Below are 18651 nucleotides of genomic sequence, written 5' to 3'. Positions count from 1 at the left end.
TGGGCAACCGGTCTGAAGTGTCACAAATAACGCCGGTTATGGATTTCCTCATATACATGCTGCCGAATCTGTTCTTTGGTCTGCTCTTGTATGAGATGAGCCGAAGCGATCCATTCATACTCCCGATCACTGATGCGCCCTTCTTGCGAAAACCGATCCAGCAGCGCAGCCCGATACTCATGTCTATTCAAGTAAGCCGCAGTGATTTCCTTCCCGCTCTTCATTTTCATGGAGACCCTCACACCAAGCACCGATGGATACAACCAAGATTTGAGCTGCACATGCACATGAAGCTCCTCCAGACGGGATGCTAAAATATCCGGATCATGGCTCGGTATGGGCAGATAGTAGATTAAGCCGTGCAGTACGAAATCGAGCTCATCCAGCGAGAGACCGATGCGGCGCAGCGTCTTTGCCGAGACCCGCCGGAGAAAGCTGAAATAAGCGCGTCTGCTCAACATAACAACAATCATCATAAACAAGAGCAGGCTGACAATCGATATATCATTCGTCATCCATCCACACCCCCTGCAGCTTGCGGTATCGCTTTGCGGACGACGACACGATTCTTGCCGTTTCGTTTTGCCTCGTACAAGGCGTCATCCGCTGCTTTCAGCAGCTCGTCCCACGTCCAGCCTCGCGTATATTCCGCTACGCCAATGCTAAGGGTGACCCGGCCGCCCGGCTGCGATTCGCGATAACGAAACGGTTCCTCCTCCACACGGGATCGAATCCGCTCAGCCAATGCAGCCGCATCCTTAGCCTTCACTCCGGGCAGCAGGACGACGAATTCTTCACCGCCAAACCGACAAGGAATCGTAGTCTTCAGATGCGTTTCCCGTAAAATTCGACTTAACTGTATCAATAGCTCATTGCCTTCCAAATGACCATTCGTATCGTTATAATGTTTGAAATTATCCAAATCCATCAATATCGCAGAGAGGGGCCGATCTGCTGCATCTGCTTCCTGGACAAGCAACTCCGCGGTGCGCTGGGCATAGCTTTGATTATATAATCCGGTTAGCCCATCGGTAATGGACATCTTCACCGTCTGATCATACAGCCTGGCGTTTTCAATCGCGACAGAAGCCTGTGCGGCCAGCGGAACAATCGCATCCACCTGTTCGATGGACAACGGATGGTGGTTAATATTGTTATCCACCAAGATCAGACCGATCTGCTTGTTTTGATTAATTAAGGGGACAACGGCAAAGGATTGCATCCGAAATATTTGCCGAAGCCGATGCTGAACCGGGTCATTCAAATCAATGTCATGGATCAAATAGGGCCGTTTATCGTGCAGCGCTTGATGCAGTATCGATTCGGTCTCCGGCGCAATGGTGATCTGACGCAGCAGATCATTCAGCTGTACGTCCTTGATCTCTGCCTCATGCTGCCGCCGAATAAAATCATGCAGGTCCATATTGTTATGGAAGATGTCTTCCCATATCTTATATCCATCCTCTTCGCACATGGAGCCGATCCCGACTTCCCCTTTGATCGTTCCTTCGTCATCTGTAACCAGAAACAGCATCGCACGGTTAAAGCCAAGTCCGTAACCTGCTGTAATCGCTGTCAATATAATATGCAATAAGCTTCGAAGGTCGTTTGTTCGCTGTAGTGCCAGACTAATGTCACTGAGCAGAGAAAGCTGCTTCGCCTGACGGTGCAGCTGCAGCTGTACTGCATGTTGGATTGCCGTCCGGCGTGATGTATATTGAGCGATAAAACCAACAACCAGCGCCAGCAATGCATAGCCAATGTAGATCGGATTAAACGCACTCTCTCCCGTGATCCAGACATACCATGCCGACATCGTGATTGCACCGATCAAGCCTCCTGCCCACCAAAAGGTGTAGGCCCAAATAAGAACTACTGAAGCAGTCCCCCATTGCAAAATCAAACTGCTCTCGGTGCTATAAAGTAAAAGCATGCAAATGGCAGTCACCCAAGTGCAAAGGGCCGCTTTATGTACAGCATCGGGGAGCCTAAAACGGAACCTATTAGACCATAACGCTAACAATATCGCAAATGGAACCCATAAAATATTCATTGGATCACCCGCATCATTCACAAGTCTTTCATGACCATTTCGACATCTATTCGATTATATCCTCCTAGGGGATTAGTTCTATTGGATCACGTTTCAGCTTCGCCCATAAAGAATCCTTGGCCTTCTAATCAAGTAAGAAAAACGCCGGACGGCGTCCTTTGATTCGAGCAAGAAATTATACTAGCTTAGGGTGGCTGTGGGTTATACATCCGGCAATTCCCAATAGAGTCATCCATGGGCAACCTCAAAAACGTTAAACTTTCTAATCTTTATGAGAAAAACTCCTATCGGAGTCCTCGAGGAAGTGCGACCGCATTATAGTGGAAGTTTCAGGTAGAAAAGTTTAGGCCTTTATTACTCTAATGAAGTGAAACTTTACTATGTGGTAAAAAAACCGAGGATCGGTCTCGATCCTCGGTTCAACTCCTACGATATTAAAATACAAAGTCTTCGTCACGCAGCGGCTCGACGTTCAGCGTACGGATGTAGCCGTTCCCCTTCTTCGAGAAAAAGTCGTGCTGCTTCGTCTGCGTCCGAATCCCGTTCATGACGATCGGGTTAATCGGCTCATCTGGAAATTCAGGCTCTAAGCCCAAATTCATAAAGGCTTTGTTCGCATTATAGCGTACATACGCCAGTACCTCATCAGCGAGGCCAATCTTGCTGTAGATTTCCTTCGTATAGTCCTTCTCTACTTCATATAAATCCAACAGCAAGCCTCGAACCGCCTGCAGGCACTCTTCCTGCTCTTCGGACGTCAGCTTTTGGAACACTTCCTGTGCCAAAATGCCGACATACAAGCCGTGAATGCTCTCGTCGCGCAAAATCAAATCAATGATTTCGCCGCTGCTCGTCATTTTCCCTTGACCCGCCAAATATAGCGGATAGAAGAAGCCGCTGTAGAACAAGTAGCTTTCCAGCATGACCGATGCCGACATCGCCAGATATAAGTCCTTCTGGCTGTGTATCTTGTTATAAAATGCGGAGATCGTCTCCGCTTTTCGCTGCATGTGCGGGCTCTGCTCGACCCAGCGGAACAGCTCGTCAATTTCTTCGGTGCGCGCCAGTGTCGTAAAGATGCTGCTGTACGATTTGGCATGAATTTGCTCCATCATGCTCATGAACGACAGCACCGCCTTGCGCTGCAGGCTGTCGACATGCTCCAAAATTTGCGGCATGCCTACGCCGCCCTGCACTGTATCGAGCAGCGTCAGTCCCGCAAGGACCTTCATATACGTATCCTGCTCTTCCGGACTGAGCTGCATCCAGCTCATTTTATCGTCGGAAAGCGGAATTTCTTCGTCCGTCCAAAACTGCATCACATTTTGATTCCAAAACATTAACGAAAAGTCATCGTCAGGTCGATTCCAATTGACTGCTTTCAAAGATGATTCATCCTTCCCGGTTCACATATTCAATCCACGCAAGACCTTCTATTATACGGAGCAGCTCAAGCATTCCTCTACCGAAGCATGTCTTGTACGGGTGTAGTACAGAGATTTCAGACCCTTCTTCGCCGCATAAATATAGTAGCGGGCTAATTCCCGCGTCGTAATGCTGCTGTTGACATGCAGTACGGTCGATATACCTTGATCGATATGTTCCTGAATCTCCGCAATCAGATCGATGACCTTGAATTGATCCATCTGATATGCCGACTTGTAATAGAACATGTTGTCCGGCGCCAGGAATGGCATCGGGTAATATGTCGTCGAATTGGCGTACGTCCGGGTTTCAATCTGATCGACCACCGGCATGACGCTGGACGTTGCATTTTGAATATATGAAATGCTTTGTGTCGGAGCAATCGCCAGTCTATATGCATGATACAATCCGTCACGCTGTACTTTCTCTCTTAATGCAGCCCACTGCTCAGGGCCTGGTATATCCATCCCTTCGAACAGTTGCTTGACTTTGTCCGTCCGAGGGCGGTAATCATTCTCTACGTACTTATCGAAATACGTGCCCTTCGCATAATCCGAATGCTTGAAGCCTTGGAAAGAGCAGCCCTTCTCCTTAGCGATATCCGAGCTCTTCTCAATCGAATAGAAATTCATCATCATGAAGAAGGTGCGCGCAAAATCACGTGCTTCATCACTTTCATAAGCTATTTTATTTTTGGCGAAAAATCCATGCAGATTCATCGCGCCCAGACCGACAGAATGCAGATCGTTATTGGCCTTCCGCACACCGGGAGCGTTCTCGATTTCCGATTTATCCGTCACCGAGGTGAGTGCCTCCATCGCGGCATGTACGGAATCACGCATCTTCTTCTGCTCCATCACATTCACAATATTCATCGATGCGAGGTTGCAGCTAATGTCTTTGCGAATAATGCTTTCTTCTCCGAAGTTGCCGATCGTGGACGTCTCCTGCAGCTGGAAAATTTCCGTGCACAGGTTGGACATTTTGACCGCGCCCAATTCCTTCAGCGCATGCACCCGATTCGCATTGGACTTATTCATAATATATGGATAGCCGGATTCGAGCTGAATAACCGCAATCTTCGTCAGCATTTCACGCGCCGACATCAGCTTCTTCTTGCGGACGTTCGGGTTCGCCAGCAGCTCTTCGTACATGACGTCCATATCCATGTCGTCCATATGCTGGCCGTATGTTTTATAGATCGAGTATGGCGCGAAAATGTAAAGCGGCTCATTCTTTTCAGCCAGCTCATAAAATTTATTCGGAACGATGAGGCCGATCGACAGCGTCTGAATCCGCGTCTTCTCATCGGCGTTAATCTTCTTGCACTCCAGAAACTCATTAACGTCCCAGCCAAAGATATTGTAATACGCAGCCCCGGAGCCTTTGCGCTGACCCATTTGGTCCGCATAGTTAAAGGCGTTCTCCATCAGCTTCATGACCGGCATAATGCCTTTGGCTGCACCTTCCACGCCCTTGATCGGCTCGCCGCGTCCGCGAAGCTTGGACAGATTCACGGCTACACCGCCGCCGATTTTTGACAGCTGCATACACGTGCCCAGCACGTAGTTAATCGAGTTGAGCGTATCGTCCATTTCGAGCAGGAAGCACGATACAAGCTCTCCTCTGCGGCTTCTGCCCGCATTCAGGAATGTCGGCGTCGCGGGCTGTACACGCTGCTCAATCATGGCAGTACAAATCCGCTTCGCTCTCTCGGCATCCCCATCGCCAAGGTGCAGTGCCACACTGACGACACGATCTTCATATTTCTCTAAATACTGGCTTTTATCGTTCGTCTTTAATGCGTAATCCTTATAAAACTTCGAAGCTGCCATATAGGAAGAGAAGGAAAACTTCGCCCCGTGCACGATTTGGTAAAGCTCTTCAATCTGCGCCAAGGTATACTTCTCGAATACATTCTCGTAATAATCGTTATCTATTAAATAATTCAACCGATCCTCGACCGAATCGAAAGAAATATATTTGGACTCTACTTCCTCAAGTAAAACCTGCGCTGCATCCCGGTCCTTCTCCAACCGGTAAAATCCATCCTCGCCGCGCTGCATCAATTCATTGTTCAGCTCAATATGCCGCAATGCTCTGCACTCCTTCCCGGAACCTCGTAATATCTTGCATCGTACCTGACAGCTCAAATTTGGAGATGATTGGCACTCCGTATGTTCTGGAAATCGTATCCGCGCTCTTCGCAAACCCGTCTCCCCAGTTCCGATTACCGCTCGCAGCGATACCCTTCATATATGTATAGTTTTTCTTGAGAAATGCCTGCACCTTCTCTGGCACTTGTCCAAAGCCGGTCGTATACGTAATCAGCACGAACGGCTGATCCAGCTGCATATTCTCATCGATACGGATCGCTTTCATTCCTAATTTGTTGACGAACCGCGATACATTTCCCGTCCGGGAATCATAGGCAATGAGCATGCTGCTATACCTCCTCAACAGTAAAAACATCGGACCCTTGATCAAGGGATTACCCAAAACCGCATTAAAAACGCACCCGTTCTTCAATAGAGAAGTCCGGATGCGCAGGGTTTTGTTCACAAAAGAATAGATCCTATCTTATGTAAAAAAACAAAAGCGCCGTCCGAACACCTCCCTATCTCCCGTAGATCCTCAGTGTTCATGAACAGGCAGGTATCCTGGCTCAAGGATCATCGCTCGCGGCCCCTTCCCAACTTCTACAAGTCAGTGGCTATCGCTGCAAGCTCCTCCATTACAGTGGCGGGACCGCACCGGATTCACACCGGTTTCCCTCTTTTGTTTTGCTAGCTTTATAGACGATATTTCGCAGCAAAACACCTGTTCATATCAATATGTAGTTAACGATTAATACAATACATCAATATATAGTGATGTGTCAATCAATCATGAGACTAGATTTGAATCGTTTTCGCACCCATTTCGTAGATTTATCTCAACCATGCTCGACTTTCAATCCGAATCAATATTTTGACTGCGATTTGAATTATTTTATCAAGATCTGCCATGACCGTTTGATATAATAGATAATCATCACGCCTTATTAGAGAAGGAGGATTCTAATGATACCTGAGCATAACGAGAAGCGCAATATCGAAAGATTTTCCGGCTTTGCCGATGTGTATGATACTTATCGGCCAGAAGCGCCTGCGCAGGTCATTCCGATTTTGACAAGGTATGCGGGAGAACGGCCCTCACATGTCGTAGATGTCGGATGCGGAACAGGATTGTCTACGTTTATTTGGGCCGAGCATGCAGATCGAATTATTGGCGCGGAACCGAATGAGGACATGCGGGCAGTGGCGGAGCAAAAGCTGCAGCAGAGTGGATTGCAGAATATTTCTTTTATTCAGGGGTACTCCAATCAGCTCGAGCTTGAGACAGGCACCGTCGATATCATCACCTGCTCCCAGTCGTTCCATTGGATGGAGCCCGAATCCACGCTGAAGGAAGCCTCTCGTCTGCTCAGAGAAGGAGGCGTATTCGCTGCCTACGATTGCGATTGGCCCCCGACGTTAAGCTGGGAGCTGGAAGTAGAGTATATGAATCTGATCGCTGCAGCGGAGGAGATCCTTGAAGAGAATGTTCCATCGGATCAAAGGGCAAGCAAGCGCAATAAAGAGGAGCATTTGAAAAACCTGCAGCAGAGCGGTGTGTTTCGATATACCAAGGAGGTCGTGTTTCACCATACCGAGCCGTGTGATGCAGAGCGATATGTCGGCATTGCGGTCAGCCAAGGCGGACTGCAGGCGGCACTCAAAGCCGGGCTAGGTGAACAATTCGCGGACGATCTGGCATCGTTTCAACGGAATGCAGATGCTTATTTCCAGGGGAGAACGCTTGAGGTGCTGTTTAGTTATCGAATGCGCCTTGGGGTGAAGTGATAAAGCAGAAAGTCTTATCCTCCTATAAAAAACTGAGGTGCTCCTGCACCTCAGTGATCAATCCAAACGGCCATATATATCAAATTTCTTATAAGAGAATGCTCTATCATAAATAGTTACCCAATCCATTAGGTAGAAATTCACGCTCTTCTGCCTTCTACGCAAATGCCCTTTCGTCTTAACGAATTTGGTTTGATCTCAGAAGACCAAGTGAATGCCCCTCATCTAACTGGTCGCAGAATCCTAGGTTTCTGATGTAACCTTGATGACCTCAGTATCTTGGGTCATCCCATCACTTCCCAGCGCCTGAACATAGATTCGGTCGTGAAAGGTCCGATCCCCGAATTCCCATGTAAAGGACCATCCGTCACTTCCATCGATATCGTAACCCACAAGCTCCCTTTCTCCCCATGTTTCGGTACCGGTAGGGACGATCCAAACCAAAACGGTTTCTGTTTGTTCTGCCTCAGCAAAAATCGTGAATGTCCGTTTATCTGGAGTAACCACATACCAGCCTGCATTTTCGGTTAAATCCGTATAGACCTTAGACAGATGAGCTTTTATATCAGGCAAAGGGGATATCTTTATTGCTGCCTCCTCATTCGAGCAGGCTGACAATAGCAGTAATCCGCATACTAAAATGATTCCAACATAGTGTATTCCTTTCATACTTTCCTCCGATATTTGCGTTTCTGTAAAAGACGATCGATAAGCGATAAGGGTTGCCGTTCTGCAACTATTCATCCTATCATCGTCCCTTCCATTCTCACCATCTTCACATTCTGTAACAGAATTGAAATGCTTTTTTCAGCTTCCTTTAAGGTTGGGGGCCTATACTTTGAAATACCCCCCCCATTAACATAGAAGAATCAAAATACAGACCCGTCTGCATCGAGCAGGCGGGTCTGTTTGTCTTCAACCAACCTATTGTTTATCGCCGATCATTCTACGCCTTCGTTAAATCCGCCAACGAGCGGATCGTCAGCTCACCGGGAACGGCTGCGCTAAAGTGATCCTCACCCGAACGCCGTATCCTGAACTCAACCACCTTCGGTATGCCTGGAATGAGATCGAAGTGATTGTCGCTGAAGATGCCTTCGGTCTCGGCAGACAGTGTAACGTAACGAGCCAATGTGTCCGTTTGCAGCAGCACCCGTGTTCCTCCGCTCGCTTCCACCGACTCGCAAGTAATGGTCGGATTGTGCAGCTCCAGCTGCTTCGCCGTGACGAAATAATACGTCCTGCTATCCAGCAGTTGCCCATCCTGTTCCAGCTCGGCCAACAGCAGCACCTGTTCGGGGCGATAGCCTCGCAGCACTTCTTCCGCTTTCAGCGAATAGACCACCTGCGCCTCATTCGGCCCTGCCGATGCCGCAGGCTTCCACTGCTGCAGCAGCTTGCCGCTGAAGTCGAGCAGCATAATCCGCAGGCTTCCGCCGATTTCCTCCAGCGTATCGTTGATAAGATGAAAGCCGATGCTTTCTCCGGTTCCGTCCATCGAGAGCAGCACATCCTGAAAACTGCTCTTGCTCGTATACTGCAGCGCCTTCCAACGGCCGTAATAATCCATCCCGGCCCAGGAAGCGACCGGCCAGCAGTCGTTCATCTGCCAGTACAGGCTGCCCCTACAGTACGGCTTGCGGCGGCGATGCGCCTCAATCGCCGTCTTCATCGCTTCTGCCTGCTGCAGCTGGCTCATTGTCAAGAACGAGCGGAAATCCTTCGGCTCCGGGAAGTACATCTCCATGTACTGCCTGATGAGCCGATTGCCGCTGCCGTTCTTCTGATGCTGCAGCATCACCTCGGACTCCAGCTCCATGTCGGACTCCTTGGCATAGGTGCGCACCGTCTCCCATTCGGGGAACGACTGGAAGCCGTATTCGCTCATGAACCGTCCGATAACCTTGTTGTAGTTCTCGAACGGCTCGACATTGTGCCATACGCCCCAGTAATGGATGTCGCCGCTGGACGAATCATTGCGTGCATGCTGCGATGCATCGTTCGTCCAGTCTGCCATCGGAGAAGACGGCCAATACTCCGCAATAGGAGCGATTCTCTGAACCGCTTCAGGCAATATCCGGTGGAAGATCGCCTCGTAGTCGGCCCAAATCTTCTCCCGCAGCTCCGGCGAATATTGCTGCTTCCAACCCCAACCAGACTTCTCATCGTAATGAGACCACGCCGTATCGATCTCATTATTGCCGCACCACAGCACGATGGACGGATGATTGCGCAGCCGCTTTACATTCTCCTCAGCCTCAATGCGGACATTATTCAGAAACGCCTCGTCTCCCGGATACATACTGCACGCGAACATAAAGTCCTGCCATACCATGAGTCCGTACGCGTCGCACAAATCATAGAAGTCATCCTGCTCGTAGATGCCTCCGCCCCACACCCGCAGCATATTCATGTTAGACTCCACCGCGCTGACAATCTCATGCTTATACCGCTCGTACGTGACTTCCGATACGAAGCTGTCGTTCGGGATATGGTTCGCTCCCTTCGCAAACACAGGAACCCCGTTCAGCTCTATATAAAATGACGTTCCTGCTTCGTCCTTCTCCCGCACGAGCCGTACGGATCGAAGTCCGGTCTGGACGGACCGCTCCGCTAATGTGCGGCCCTCCTGCACATACTCCGCATAGAACGTGTACAGGTGCGGCTCTCCCAAGCCGCGGCACCACCACAGCTTCGGATTTGGAATCTCCAGCTTCAGCTCTACTGTGTTCACGCCGGCAGCTAACATCACGTCCCGCTCCCACTCTAACCCTGCAGCCGAAATTTTAAGCTTCCCCTGCCAATCTGCTTCGGATTCAATTTCAGCGACAGCCGTAAGCTCGGCGGCATTCGTTGTGACACGGTCTTGGCGAATGAACAGATCGGTGATGCGAACGTTCGACCACGCTTCCAGACGCACCTCTCTCCAGATGCCGCTCGTCACAAATCGGGGTCCCCAATCCCAGCCATAATGATACGGCGCTTTTCTAGCAAATACGCTGATTTTCTGATCTCCCAATCCGCCCGCCTCGGATTGGTCGTTCGATGCAGGTAGTGCGTAGCCAAGCGCCTTCAGCTTAGGAATATCTTCAGCAACCGGCGAACGGAAATACACCCGCAGCACATTGCCCTGCGGCTTCAGCTTGCCCTTCGCATCATCCAGCTTCCAACTGCGGAACATATTGTCCGCGGAAAGTACCTTCTCTCCATTCAAAAACACATCGGCATAGGTATCCAGACCATCAAAGACAAGGCTGACACGCGAATGCTCCATGACATCGTCCGGTACATCGAAATGCGCCTCATATTCCCAATCCGCTTTGTCAATCCACTGCAGCTCGCGTTCATTCGTCCCATAGAACGGGTCCGGAATGATTCCGTGACGCAGCAAATCGGTATGCACACAGCCGGGTACGTGCGCCAAGCGCCACTGATCGTCCTTGCTCTCCTTAAATTTCCAATGTTTCAGTACGAAATGAATTTCACCCATGTCTCCCCTTGCCTCCCATGTTATGAAAATGACGGTCACTTCTACTTCCTCTTCCCAACTCTAATCTATATGAAACATATAACATATTACATTCGAGCAGCCACACGAATCAGCACCGTTGTTCCAATCCCAGGCCTGCTGAAAATCCTCACGCCATATCCTTTGCCGTAATGCAGCTCAATCCGCTGCTTCACGTTGCGAATGCCGTATCCTAAGCTGTCATCGGCTTCCATCAGCTGCCGCATCAGCTCCTCCCGCATGCCGATGCCGTCGTCGATCACTTTAAAGCAAACATCTTGACCTTCCATGTACCCGCAAACCCGAATATGAATTCGGTCACCGCACCATGCATGCTCTAACACATTTTCAATAAACGGCTGTAATATGAGCTTGATCGTTTCATACTGCAATATCTCGGGATCGATATCGTAATGCACCTGCATTCGCTCATCGTATTTTGTCTTCTGAATGGCCAAGTATGCCTTTACCTGCTCCAGCTCATCGCGGATCGGAATCACCGTCCGCCCTTCATTGAGCGTCAGCCGGTAAAACTTCGCCAAGTCCATAACCATGCGCTGCAGCTTATCGGTCTTTCCAAACTTCGCCAGCCGATTGATCGAAGACAGCGTATTATATAGAAAATGCGGGTTGATTTGCGCCTGCAGCGATTCCAGCTCCGCTTCCTTTTTTCGTATATTCGTGATGTACACCTCATTGATGAGCTGTCCGATGTTTTGCGCCATATCGTTAAGCGCAGCCGATATTTGTGTGAACTCGTCACTGCCTTTGACAGGCGCCCGTTTATGAAACGTCCCTTCCTGAAACGAATCGATGACGGCCGTAATTTTGTTGACCCGCTTGGCGAAATATCTTGAAATAAAAATCCCCACGAAAGAAAACAGGATGAAGCTTCCCAGACAGACGAGGAACGCCAAGACGCGTACTTTCTCCGTATTTTTACCCGTCACCGATTTCGGAATTTGCGCGATCAGCTCCCAGCCAAGCCCTGGAAGCGACTCCCGTATGATAAGATGGTTCTCCGCATTCTCTTCGGTCCAAAGCGTCCCTTCCGGAAGCTCTGTTTGACTGGAAGAAGCCATGAGCTTCCCGCGCTCATCCACAATGAACACCTTCGTTCCGTCGCCAAACTTCTGGTAATCGAGACTTTCGAACAAGTCGGACAAATAGACACTCAGGCGCATAAAACCGACCTCACGCAGCTGGAATGGCTCATTCGAATCGATTATTCTGCGCAGCATGGAGATGCGTCCGTGCCGGGCATCGTTCTCAATCTGTTTCCACAGCGTTGTTTTCCCATACTCTTCCTTGGGGAAGTCCTGATACCACCCCTTGTCTTGAATGCGATCGATATGATACAAGTCAAATAACCGACTCTTCACCTTCAGCGGATCGCTGTCTCCGTATTCGTTGTAAATTTCGGGGAGGCTTTTGTTATGGAGATAAATGGACAGCCAAGTATTGCGATCCGTCGCTTCCATCGTACTGACGAACTTGGGGAGCAAATATTTGGTTGTCGCTTCGTAGCTGACCCAGCCTTCCTCATAATGCCGCAGATGACTGGCCAGCGTCTCATCGAAATAAATGAGTTCGGAAAGACGCACCGCGTCGTCCATCTTATACCCGATATTATTCTTCATCTGCTGCAAGATCCCTTGGAAATTGCCGCGGATTTGCTTCGTGATGGAATCCACGAATATCGAATTGGAGGCATAACCGACGAGCAGCACCGGAACGATAATGAGCAGACAATAAGACAGCATTAATTTATAACCGAACGGCAAATATTTTCGTGTCCTTCCGCGCTTCATTCCGTCACGCCTTCCCATTCCAATCTCGTGCCATCCTCAGTAATCGCTTAGGCCCGGCTTCTTCTGTATTCCAATGGGGTCATGCCGAACATTTCCTTGAACTGCCGGCTAAAGTAAGGCAGGTATCTATACCCGACTTTATCGGCGACCTCGTAAATTTTTAAGCTGTGGTCCGCTAGCATCTCACTCGCTTTCCGCATACGCAGTGAAATGACGAAATCGCTGAAATTTTGCCCCGTCTCCTCTTTAAACAACAAACCAAGATAATTGGGGGAAAATGAGAAATGATCGGCCACGTCACGCAGCGTTACATTATCATGCAGCATGCTTTCCACGTATTCCATCATGTCTTGGACCAGCTTCCAGTTCTTCTTCCGCTTCTTCTGTTGAAGCATTTCCGACAGCTCAAATACTCTTCGGCGCAGCCAAGATAAGATATCGTCCACCGTTTCGAAATGAAGCAGAATGTCGAGATTTTTCAACTCAAGCCCCAGCATCCGGAACAAATCCTCGTTCAAAGTATGCAGGTACTCATCCAGCTTCATGATGATATACATCGCAAAGTTGCAAACCGTAAATTTGGTCCTCAGGCTCCACGTAACTCGAAACAGCTGCTCCAGCTCATCATGGATACGGACAAGCTCATACCTAGTCATTGCCTCGAACAATGAGTCCAGCTGAACCTCCAAATTCCTAGCGTCTTCCATGTCCCCGGCGTGCACTTCACCAAACTCAATGACTTTTCCTTTGCCATGAAACATCTTGTAATCGAGCGCCTCTACCGCTTCCCGGTAAGATTCCTGCAGGTCTGTCATTGAGGCCACACAGCCCCCTAAGCCGCAAGTCACCGTAAAAGGTTGCGGCCCTTGGATACGGTTCAGCAAATTACCTAATGGGCTGATATCCATACCGCCTTCCAGCAAAAACGCAATGCGATGATGACCCATACGGCATAGATGCTGAATCCCCTGCTCCTTCAGCAGCACGGCAGCGTAAGTGAAAAACTTCGCCAGCAGCTTCTGCTTCTCCTTCGTCCCATACGAGTTCAGCTTCCAGGTCAAATCGTCTATTTCCAAGACCGAAATCCGAGCAGGCCAAACGATCTCATGCATCCGATATTCACTGAGGAGCAATTCCAGCGTCTCCTGTTCAAACGTACCTTCCAGCAGCTGCAGCATATACTCGTTCTTCACGATCGGCACCATCCGCTTGAATGCCTTTTCCGTCTGTAACCGCTTTCGATCCGCATCGAGCTCATTTCGCACTTTTTTAAGCGATTGAATCAGTTCCTCGTCATCCATCGGCTTCAGAACGTAGCTGCATGCGTTTAGGGACAGCGCTTGCTTCACATAGTTAAAATCCTGATGTCCGCTGACAAAGATGACACGCAGATGCTTCTGCTTCTCCAAAGCGTTCTTGGCCAGCTCAATTCCAGACATGTTCGGCATGCGGACATCGGTAACGAGAATATCAACCCGCTGCTGCTCGATCACACGGCATGCCGCAAACCCATTGTTCACCGCGTCTACCACCTGCATCCCCAGTTCAGACCAAGGAATAAAGGTCTGCATCCCTTCCAAATCAAGCTGCTCATCATCGGCCAAAAGGACTCTATACATGGTCATCCACTCCATTTGCTTGATGAAATCACCCAGCCAGGTGAAGCAAAGCTTCAAATCCTATTTTGTCCCACGAAAATCATTCAACGTTGCCCGTAAGCATCAACTAGCTCGAAAAAGAATTTTGAGACAAACCGAATCCATTGAATAAGGGGTATACCGCTAGCAGCATACCCCTTTTGATCCGCGAAGCGGCCTATGCGTTTATTGTCCGTTTAACTTCTTCAAGTTCTCCTGCCATTTTGCCGTTTTAAACTGCAGCAGACTGTCATATCCCGCTGCTTGGGCATCTTTCTCCGCTTGATCGAGGATTTCCAATACTTCTTCATCACTCTTCGCGTAAAGCGCCTTCGCCCTTGCTTCTAAGAAAATATCTTCTACAGTCTGCTGTATAATCCCTTCTTCACTATCCGGCATCGGATCTAAATTAATGAATTCTGTGGCATCGGCTTGAGTCTTCCACGTAATTTCAGACTGCCAGCGGGTTGCCCAGTTGCGCTGATCCTCCGGAAGCGTCATTTCATATTTTGCTTTCGACGTATCGATATATACCGTATTCCCGTTCCATTGGAAATTTGTCGTGATTCCTTGCAGCTTCGACAGTCCTTCATTATCACTTATATACTTCTCTGTAAAGATCGGCGCTCCGTCTTCATCGACGCTGTCCCAATATTCGCCCTCCGGTCCCCAGAAAATCACACGCTGCCCTTCAGGACCTGTATACCAATCGAGGAAAGCGAAAATTTTCTCTGGATCTTCCGCAGCTTTCGTAATGACACTTACGTTCCAGCCTAATTTATTATACGTGCCGGTAAATATTTTATTTTTGTCCAGCCCTTCCTTATGGATCGGCCAAATCATGAAATACCCTGCATCCGGATCTTGAGCCGTCAGCTGGATATGCCCTTCCATTCCGACCTCCGTGGGACTCGCCGAAGCGATAACTGCCACACGGCCCGTGTTCACCTTCTCCTTAATCTGGTCGAGCGTCTGGGTGAACGCATCCTGACTCATCAGCTTTTCACGAAACAAGCGGCTGGCAAACTGTGTAGATTCACGGAATACCGGGTCCGTGAAAATTGAAGTTAACTGATCTCCATTCGGAACCCCCCGAATGCCGACATAGATGTTCGGATGATTTTCAGCAAATGCCGAATAAAGCACATCCAGCCCTTGCCCTTCTTTCGCTAAGTACGGATCGAACGGAACAACGTCCGGGTAGTTTTCTTTCACCATCGTTAAGTAATTATAGAAGTCTTCTGTGGTCTCAAGCTTCGGGGATCCCAGTTCTTCGTAAATCTTTTTGTTCACGACATAGCCTGCATTCCCGTTCGGCTGATTCGTGTACCAGTTCGGGAACTGATAGACTTTGCCATCGGGAGACCGCAGCATGTTCAGCCCTTCTTCGCCAAGCCATTCCTTCAGGTTCGGATATTTTTCCAAATAATCGTCATAAGGCACCAGCATGCCGGCTGCACGCAGCTTTTCCACATCTGCGCCGCGCTCCATCCAAATGACATCCGGCAGTTCATTCGAAGCAATCATCGTATTCAGCTTTTGTGCAGCGTTCCCTCCAGAGTTAATCGCTTCGATGTTGACCTTCATATTTTCTTTAATCCATGCGGTGGCTTTGTCCCCGCCCCATTCCGGCATCGTGTACCAGTCATAATTACCATAGAAACTAAACTCAACCGGCTCGCTTCCCAACTGAAAAATTCCATTTTCTCCGCTGTCTTCCCCGCTATTATTCTGCTCGCTGATATTGCCTTGTTCGTTGTTTGTATTTTGACCGCCTTCCCCATTGCCGCCTGACTCATTGTTCGAGCAGCCAGCCAGTACTGCCGCCGCGATCAGCAAGATCGCCATCGCATACAGCATGATTCTCCTTATGGCCATCATTCGTACAACCCCTTTTCATCCAATGGTTATATGTTTAAAGCAATAGGCTTTAAACTCCTGCAAACATGCCGACTTACTCTTTTAATGAACCGACCAGCACACCCTTGACGAAATATTTCTGTACGAATGGGTAGACGAGCATAATAGGAATGGTCGCCACCATCATCGTAGCCATGGACAGAGATTTAGTCGTCACGGTCTGCATGCTGGCCATCCGCCCCTGTGAAGCAGAATCGAGCTGCGCCATTTGCTCTGTCATAATATTGGAATTCAAAATTTGCTGCAGCATCGTCTGGATTGGAAGCAGCTTTTCCTCCGTAATATAGATACTGGGCAGGAACCACTCGTTCCAATGGTATACCGCAGTGAACAAGGACAGCGTCGCAATGACTGGACCGGAAAGCGGAAGAACGATTCGCGCGAATGTTCCCCAATTGCCGCAGCCGTCGATTTTGGCCGCCTCTTCCAATCCGGCCGGAAGACCCTTGAAGAACGTTCGAAAGATAATCATGTTCCATACACTGATTAGACCGGGGATAATGAACACCCAGAATGAATTCATCAGTCCCATGCCGCGAATCAGCAGAAACGTGGGAATCAGACCGCCGCTGAAATACATCGTAATGATGCAGAAGACCATATAGAACTTCCGCCCGATCAGCTCTTGCTTGGTCATTCCGTAAGCGAAGATGGCGGTCGCTAAAATCGACAGGAAGGTTCCAATAACCGTTCGCAGGACGGAAATATAAAATCCGTTCAGCAGCCGTTCATCATTAAAAACGACCTTATAATTTTCAAATGTAAATTGTCTGGGCCAAAACGTAATGCCGCCCTTCAGCGTATCCATCCCGTTGTTGAAGGAAATGACCGCGCCATTCCAGAACGGGTAAAACGTCACAAATGCGAGAATGACAAGAAGCAGATGGATCACGATGACCATAATCCGATCGCCGTAAGTCAATTTGATCAACGCGGCATACCTCCCTTCATGCAGTCGCTCATACTTCGTCGACTCGTACTGTACATTACCATAGGCTGTTGCCCGATCTGCGCGCCAAATAGTTGGCGAGCGTGAGCAGTCCGACGCTGATCACCGCCTTGAACAATCCGACGGCTGCAGCATAGGAATAACGAGAATTCTGTATTCCAATACGGTACACATACGTGTCGATGACATCCGCTACATCTCGGAGTACAGGATTGGTGCCCAGCAGCAGGATGTCTTCGAAGCCTGCACTCAGCAAATTGCCTATCGCAAGAATCATGAAAATAATGACGACCGGCATAATCGAAGGCAGTGTGATGAGGAACATTTGCTTGAATTTGCTAGCGCCGTCCATTGAAGCGGCTTCATATAAATGAGGATCAATGCCCGCAATCGCCGCTAAATACACAATGGAGGCAAAGCCAATTTCCTTCCAGACACCGGTAGCGACAATAATGCCCCAGAAATATTCCGGAAGCGCCAAGAAATGAATCGGTTCATCGATCAAGTGGATTCTCTCCAGCATGATGTTAACGCTTCCATTATCTGTTGAAAGCAGCGACATGACAAAACCGGCAACAATGACCCAAGATAAAAAGTGAGGCAGGTAGCTTACTGTCTGAACGACCCGCTTGAACAGCATATGGCGGACTTCGTTCAGCATCAACGCAAGGAGGATCGGCGCAGGAAACCCGATAACAAATTTCAGCAGACTGAGAACAATCGTGTTTCGCATCACTTCCCCGAATTCGGGGGCATTAAAGAACATTCTAAAATGCTTAAAGCCCACCCACGGACTCTCGGACATGCCGCCGAATATGTTGTAATCTTGAAACGCCATAAGTACGCCGTACATGGGTAAGTAAGCAAAAATAAAAATAAGTACAAGTGCAGGCCATACCATCAGCTGAATATCCCATTGCCTCGCAAATCGCAATAGAAGCGAAGGCTTTCGCTTTCGCGGCCCAGTAGATTTCATGTCGGGCTCCAAATCCTTGCCTATGGACTGCACGGACTCTCGGTCTGCGATGGGTTCCATGAAGTACCCCCTTTCGTGTTTATAGCTTTATTGTAAAAAGGATAGAAGCGCATTACTATTTGACGATTCAACTAAAAATGATACTTTTCAATTCAATCTGAATCGGATAAGGAATAGAACAAACAAAAAAGGACGAACCTCGTATTCGCCCTTTATCAATAGATTATTTTGTCTATGTAATAAACGTCTGTTTACTACAGCTGCTCCGCATTTTGTAAAGCATGCTCCCAGCTTGGGAAATAGTATAGAGCATTCTGCATCAATTCAGGATCGCTTTGCTTAACCTTCTTTTTGCTGAGCGGTTCGCCGGATTGCTGCAGCTGCTGAATTTTGGACAGCACTTCCTCAGCACCCATACGGATTTCCATCTGTGATCACCACGCTTTCTTTTATCTCTAGTATTTCTATAACGAGTCCCTAGTATACCC

The 18651-nt window shown here is 48.8% G+C and carries 14 protein-coding genes and 1 riboswitch; of the genes, 1 reads left to right on the top strand and 13 read right to left on the bottom strand.

The features are described 5' to 3' along the window. Positions 1-20: 20 nt before the first annotated feature. From ACFPXP_RS19205 to nrdI, 5 genes are all read right to left on the bottom strand, one after another. Positions 21-515: a hypothetical protein gene (locus ACFPXP_RS19205; RefSeq protein WP_379896013.1), complete on the bottom strand. Its 495-nt coding sequence runs from the start codon at positions 513-515 to the stop codon at positions 21-23. Then, positions 512-1933 (bottom strand): sensor domain-containing diguanylate cyclase, encoded by a 1422-nt coding sequence (locus tag ACFPXP_RS19200; RefSeq protein ID WP_379896012.1) that lies wholly within the window; start codon positions 1931-1933, stop codon positions 512-514. Before ACFPXP_RS19200 ends, ACFPXP_RS19205 begins: the two co-directional genes overlap by 4 nt. A 554-nt stretch (positions 1934-2487) precedes the next feature. Beyond that, positions 2488-3438 carry a class 1b ribonucleoside-diphosphate reductase subunit beta gene (gene nrdF / locus ACFPXP_RS19195; RefSeq protein ID WP_379896011.1) on the bottom strand — a complete coding sequence of 317 codons (951 nt, stop codon included), beginning with the start codon at positions 3436-3438 and terminating at the stop codon, positions 2488-2490. 51 nt (positions 3439-3489) lie between these two features. Continuing rightward, positions 3490-5574 (bottom strand): class 1b ribonucleoside-diphosphate reductase subunit alpha, encoded by a 2085-nt coding sequence (gene nrdE / locus ACFPXP_RS19190; RefSeq protein WP_379896009.1) that lies wholly within the window; start codon positions 5572-5574, stop codon positions 3490-3492. Beyond that, positions 5561-5920, bottom strand: coding sequence for a class Ib ribonucleoside-diphosphate reductase assembly flavoprotein NrdI (nrdI, locus tag ACFPXP_RS19185; RefSeq protein ID WP_379896008.1), 360 nt, complete (start codon positions 5918-5920; stop codon positions 5561-5563). The genes nrdE and nrdI overlap by 14 nt, the downstream gene beginning before the upstream one ends. 191 nt (positions 5921-6111) lie before the next feature. After that, positions 6112-6317, bottom strand: a riboswitch (cobalamin riboswitch). Between the two features lie 223 nt (positions 6318-6540). Between nrdI and ACFPXP_RS19180 the strand changes: the two genes are divergently transcribed. Next, entirely contained in the window at positions 6541-7362 is an 822-nt protein-coding gene (locus ACFPXP_RS19180; RefSeq protein WP_379896007.1) for a class I SAM-dependent methyltransferase, read from the top strand. 243 nt (positions 7363-7605) lie between these two features. Here ACFPXP_RS19180 and ACFPXP_RS19175 read toward each other — a convergent pair whose 3' ends face one another. From ACFPXP_RS19175 to ACFPXP_RS19140, 8 genes are all read right to left on the bottom strand, one after another. Continuing rightward, positions 7606-8031, bottom strand: a complete 426-nt coding sequence (locus ACFPXP_RS19175) for a hypothetical protein (protein ID WP_379896006.1) — start codon at positions 8029-8031, stop codon at positions 7606-7608. Positions 8032-8308: 277 nt separating this feature from the next. Further along, complete coding sequence (locus ACFPXP_RS19170; protein WP_379896005.1) at positions 8309-10852, bottom strand: beta-mannosidase; 2544 nt, start codon at positions 10850-10852, stop codon at positions 8309-8311. Positions 10853-10938: 86 nt separating this feature from the next. Then, positions 10939-12681, bottom strand: coding sequence for a sensor histidine kinase (locus ACFPXP_RS19165; RefSeq protein WP_379896004.1), 1743 nt, complete (start codon positions 12679-12681; stop codon positions 10939-10941). Between the two features lie 47 nt (positions 12682-12728). Next, the gene (locus ACFPXP_RS19160) at positions 12729-14300 is read right to left on the bottom strand and encodes a response regulator (RefSeq protein WP_379896002.1); all 1572 of its coding nucleotides are present in this window, start codon (positions 14298-14300) and stop codon (positions 12729-12731) included. 204 nt (positions 14301-14504) lie between these two features. Beyond that, positions 14505-16196, bottom strand: a complete 1692-nt coding sequence (locus tag ACFPXP_RS19155) for an extracellular solute-binding protein (RefSeq protein WP_379896072.1) — start codon at positions 16194-16196, stop codon at positions 14505-14507. A gap of 76 nt (positions 16197-16272) precedes the next feature. Next, positions 16273-17139 (bottom strand): carbohydrate ABC transporter permease, encoded by an 867-nt coding sequence (locus ACFPXP_RS19150; protein ID WP_379896071.1) that lies wholly within the window; start codon positions 17137-17139, stop codon positions 16273-16275. An 85-nt stretch (positions 17140-17224) separates the two neighbouring features. Next, positions 17225-18163, bottom strand: a complete 939-nt coding sequence (locus tag ACFPXP_RS19145; RefSeq protein WP_379896070.1) for an ABC transporter permease — start codon at positions 18161-18163, stop codon at positions 17225-17227. Between the two features lie 254 nt (positions 18164-18417). Next, entirely contained in the window at positions 18418-18591 is a 174-nt protein-coding gene (locus ACFPXP_RS19140) for a hypothetical protein (RefSeq protein WP_379896001.1), read from the bottom strand. Between the last annotated feature and the right edge of the window lie 60 nt (positions 18592-18651).

This window comes from Marinicrinis lubricantis, from assembly GCF_042658665.1.
GTDB lineage: Bacteria > Bacillota > Bacilli > Paenibacillales > KCTC-33676 > Marinicrinis > Marinicrinis lubricantis.
The sequence above is the reverse complement of the archived record's forward strand: the minus strand, read 5'-3'. Positions and strand labels throughout refer to the sequence as shown.

Bases quoted from the DNA above. Each gene is read 5' to 3' on its own strand.
- ACFPXP_RS19205 (WP_379896013.1), bottom strand. From the start codon at position 515: ATGACGAATGATATATCGATTGTCAGCCTGCTCTTGTTTATGATGATT.
- ACFPXP_RS19200 (WP_379896012.1), bottom strand. From the start codon at position 1,933: ATGCTTTTACTTTATAGCACCGAGAGCAGTTTGATTTTGCAATGGGGG.
- nrdI (WP_379896008.1), bottom strand. From the start codon at position 5,920: ATGCTCATTGCCTATGATTCCCGGACGGGAAATGTATCGCGGTTCGTC.
- ACFPXP_RS19180 (WP_379896007.1), top strand. From the start codon at position 6,541: ATGATACCTGAGCATAACGAGAAGCGCAATATCGAAAGATTTTCCGGC.
- ACFPXP_RS19175 (WP_379896006.1), bottom strand. From the start codon at position 8,031: ATGAAAGGAATACACTATGTTGGAATCATTTTAGTATGCGGATTACTG.
- ACFPXP_RS19170 (WP_379896005.1), bottom strand. From the start codon at position 10,852: ATGGGTGAAATTCATTTCGTACTGAAACATTGGAAATTTAAGGAGAGC.
- ACFPXP_RS19165 (WP_379896004.1), bottom strand. From the start codon at position 12,681: ATGAAGCGCGGAAGGACACGAAAATATTTGCCGTTCGGTTATAAATTA.
- ACFPXP_RS19160 (WP_379896002.1), bottom strand. From the start codon at position 14,300: ATGTATAGAGTCCTTTTGGCCGATGATGAGCAGCTTGATTTGGAAGGG.
- ACFPXP_RS19155 (WP_379896072.1), bottom strand. From the start codon at position 16,196: ATGGCCATAAGGAGAATCATGCTGTATGCGATGGCGATCTTGCTGATC.
- ACFPXP_RS19150 (WP_379896071.1), bottom strand. From the start codon at position 17,139: ATGGTCATCGTGATCCATCTGCTTCTTGTCATTCTCGCATTTGTGACG.
- ACFPXP_RS19145 (WP_379896070.1), bottom strand. From the start codon at position 18,163: ATGAAATCTACTGGGCCGCGAAAGCGAAAGCCTTCGCTTCTATTGCGA.
- ACFPXP_RS19140 (WP_379896001.1), bottom strand. From the start codon at position 18,591: ATGGAAATCCGTATGGGTGCTGAGGAAGTGCTGTCCAAAATTCAGCAG.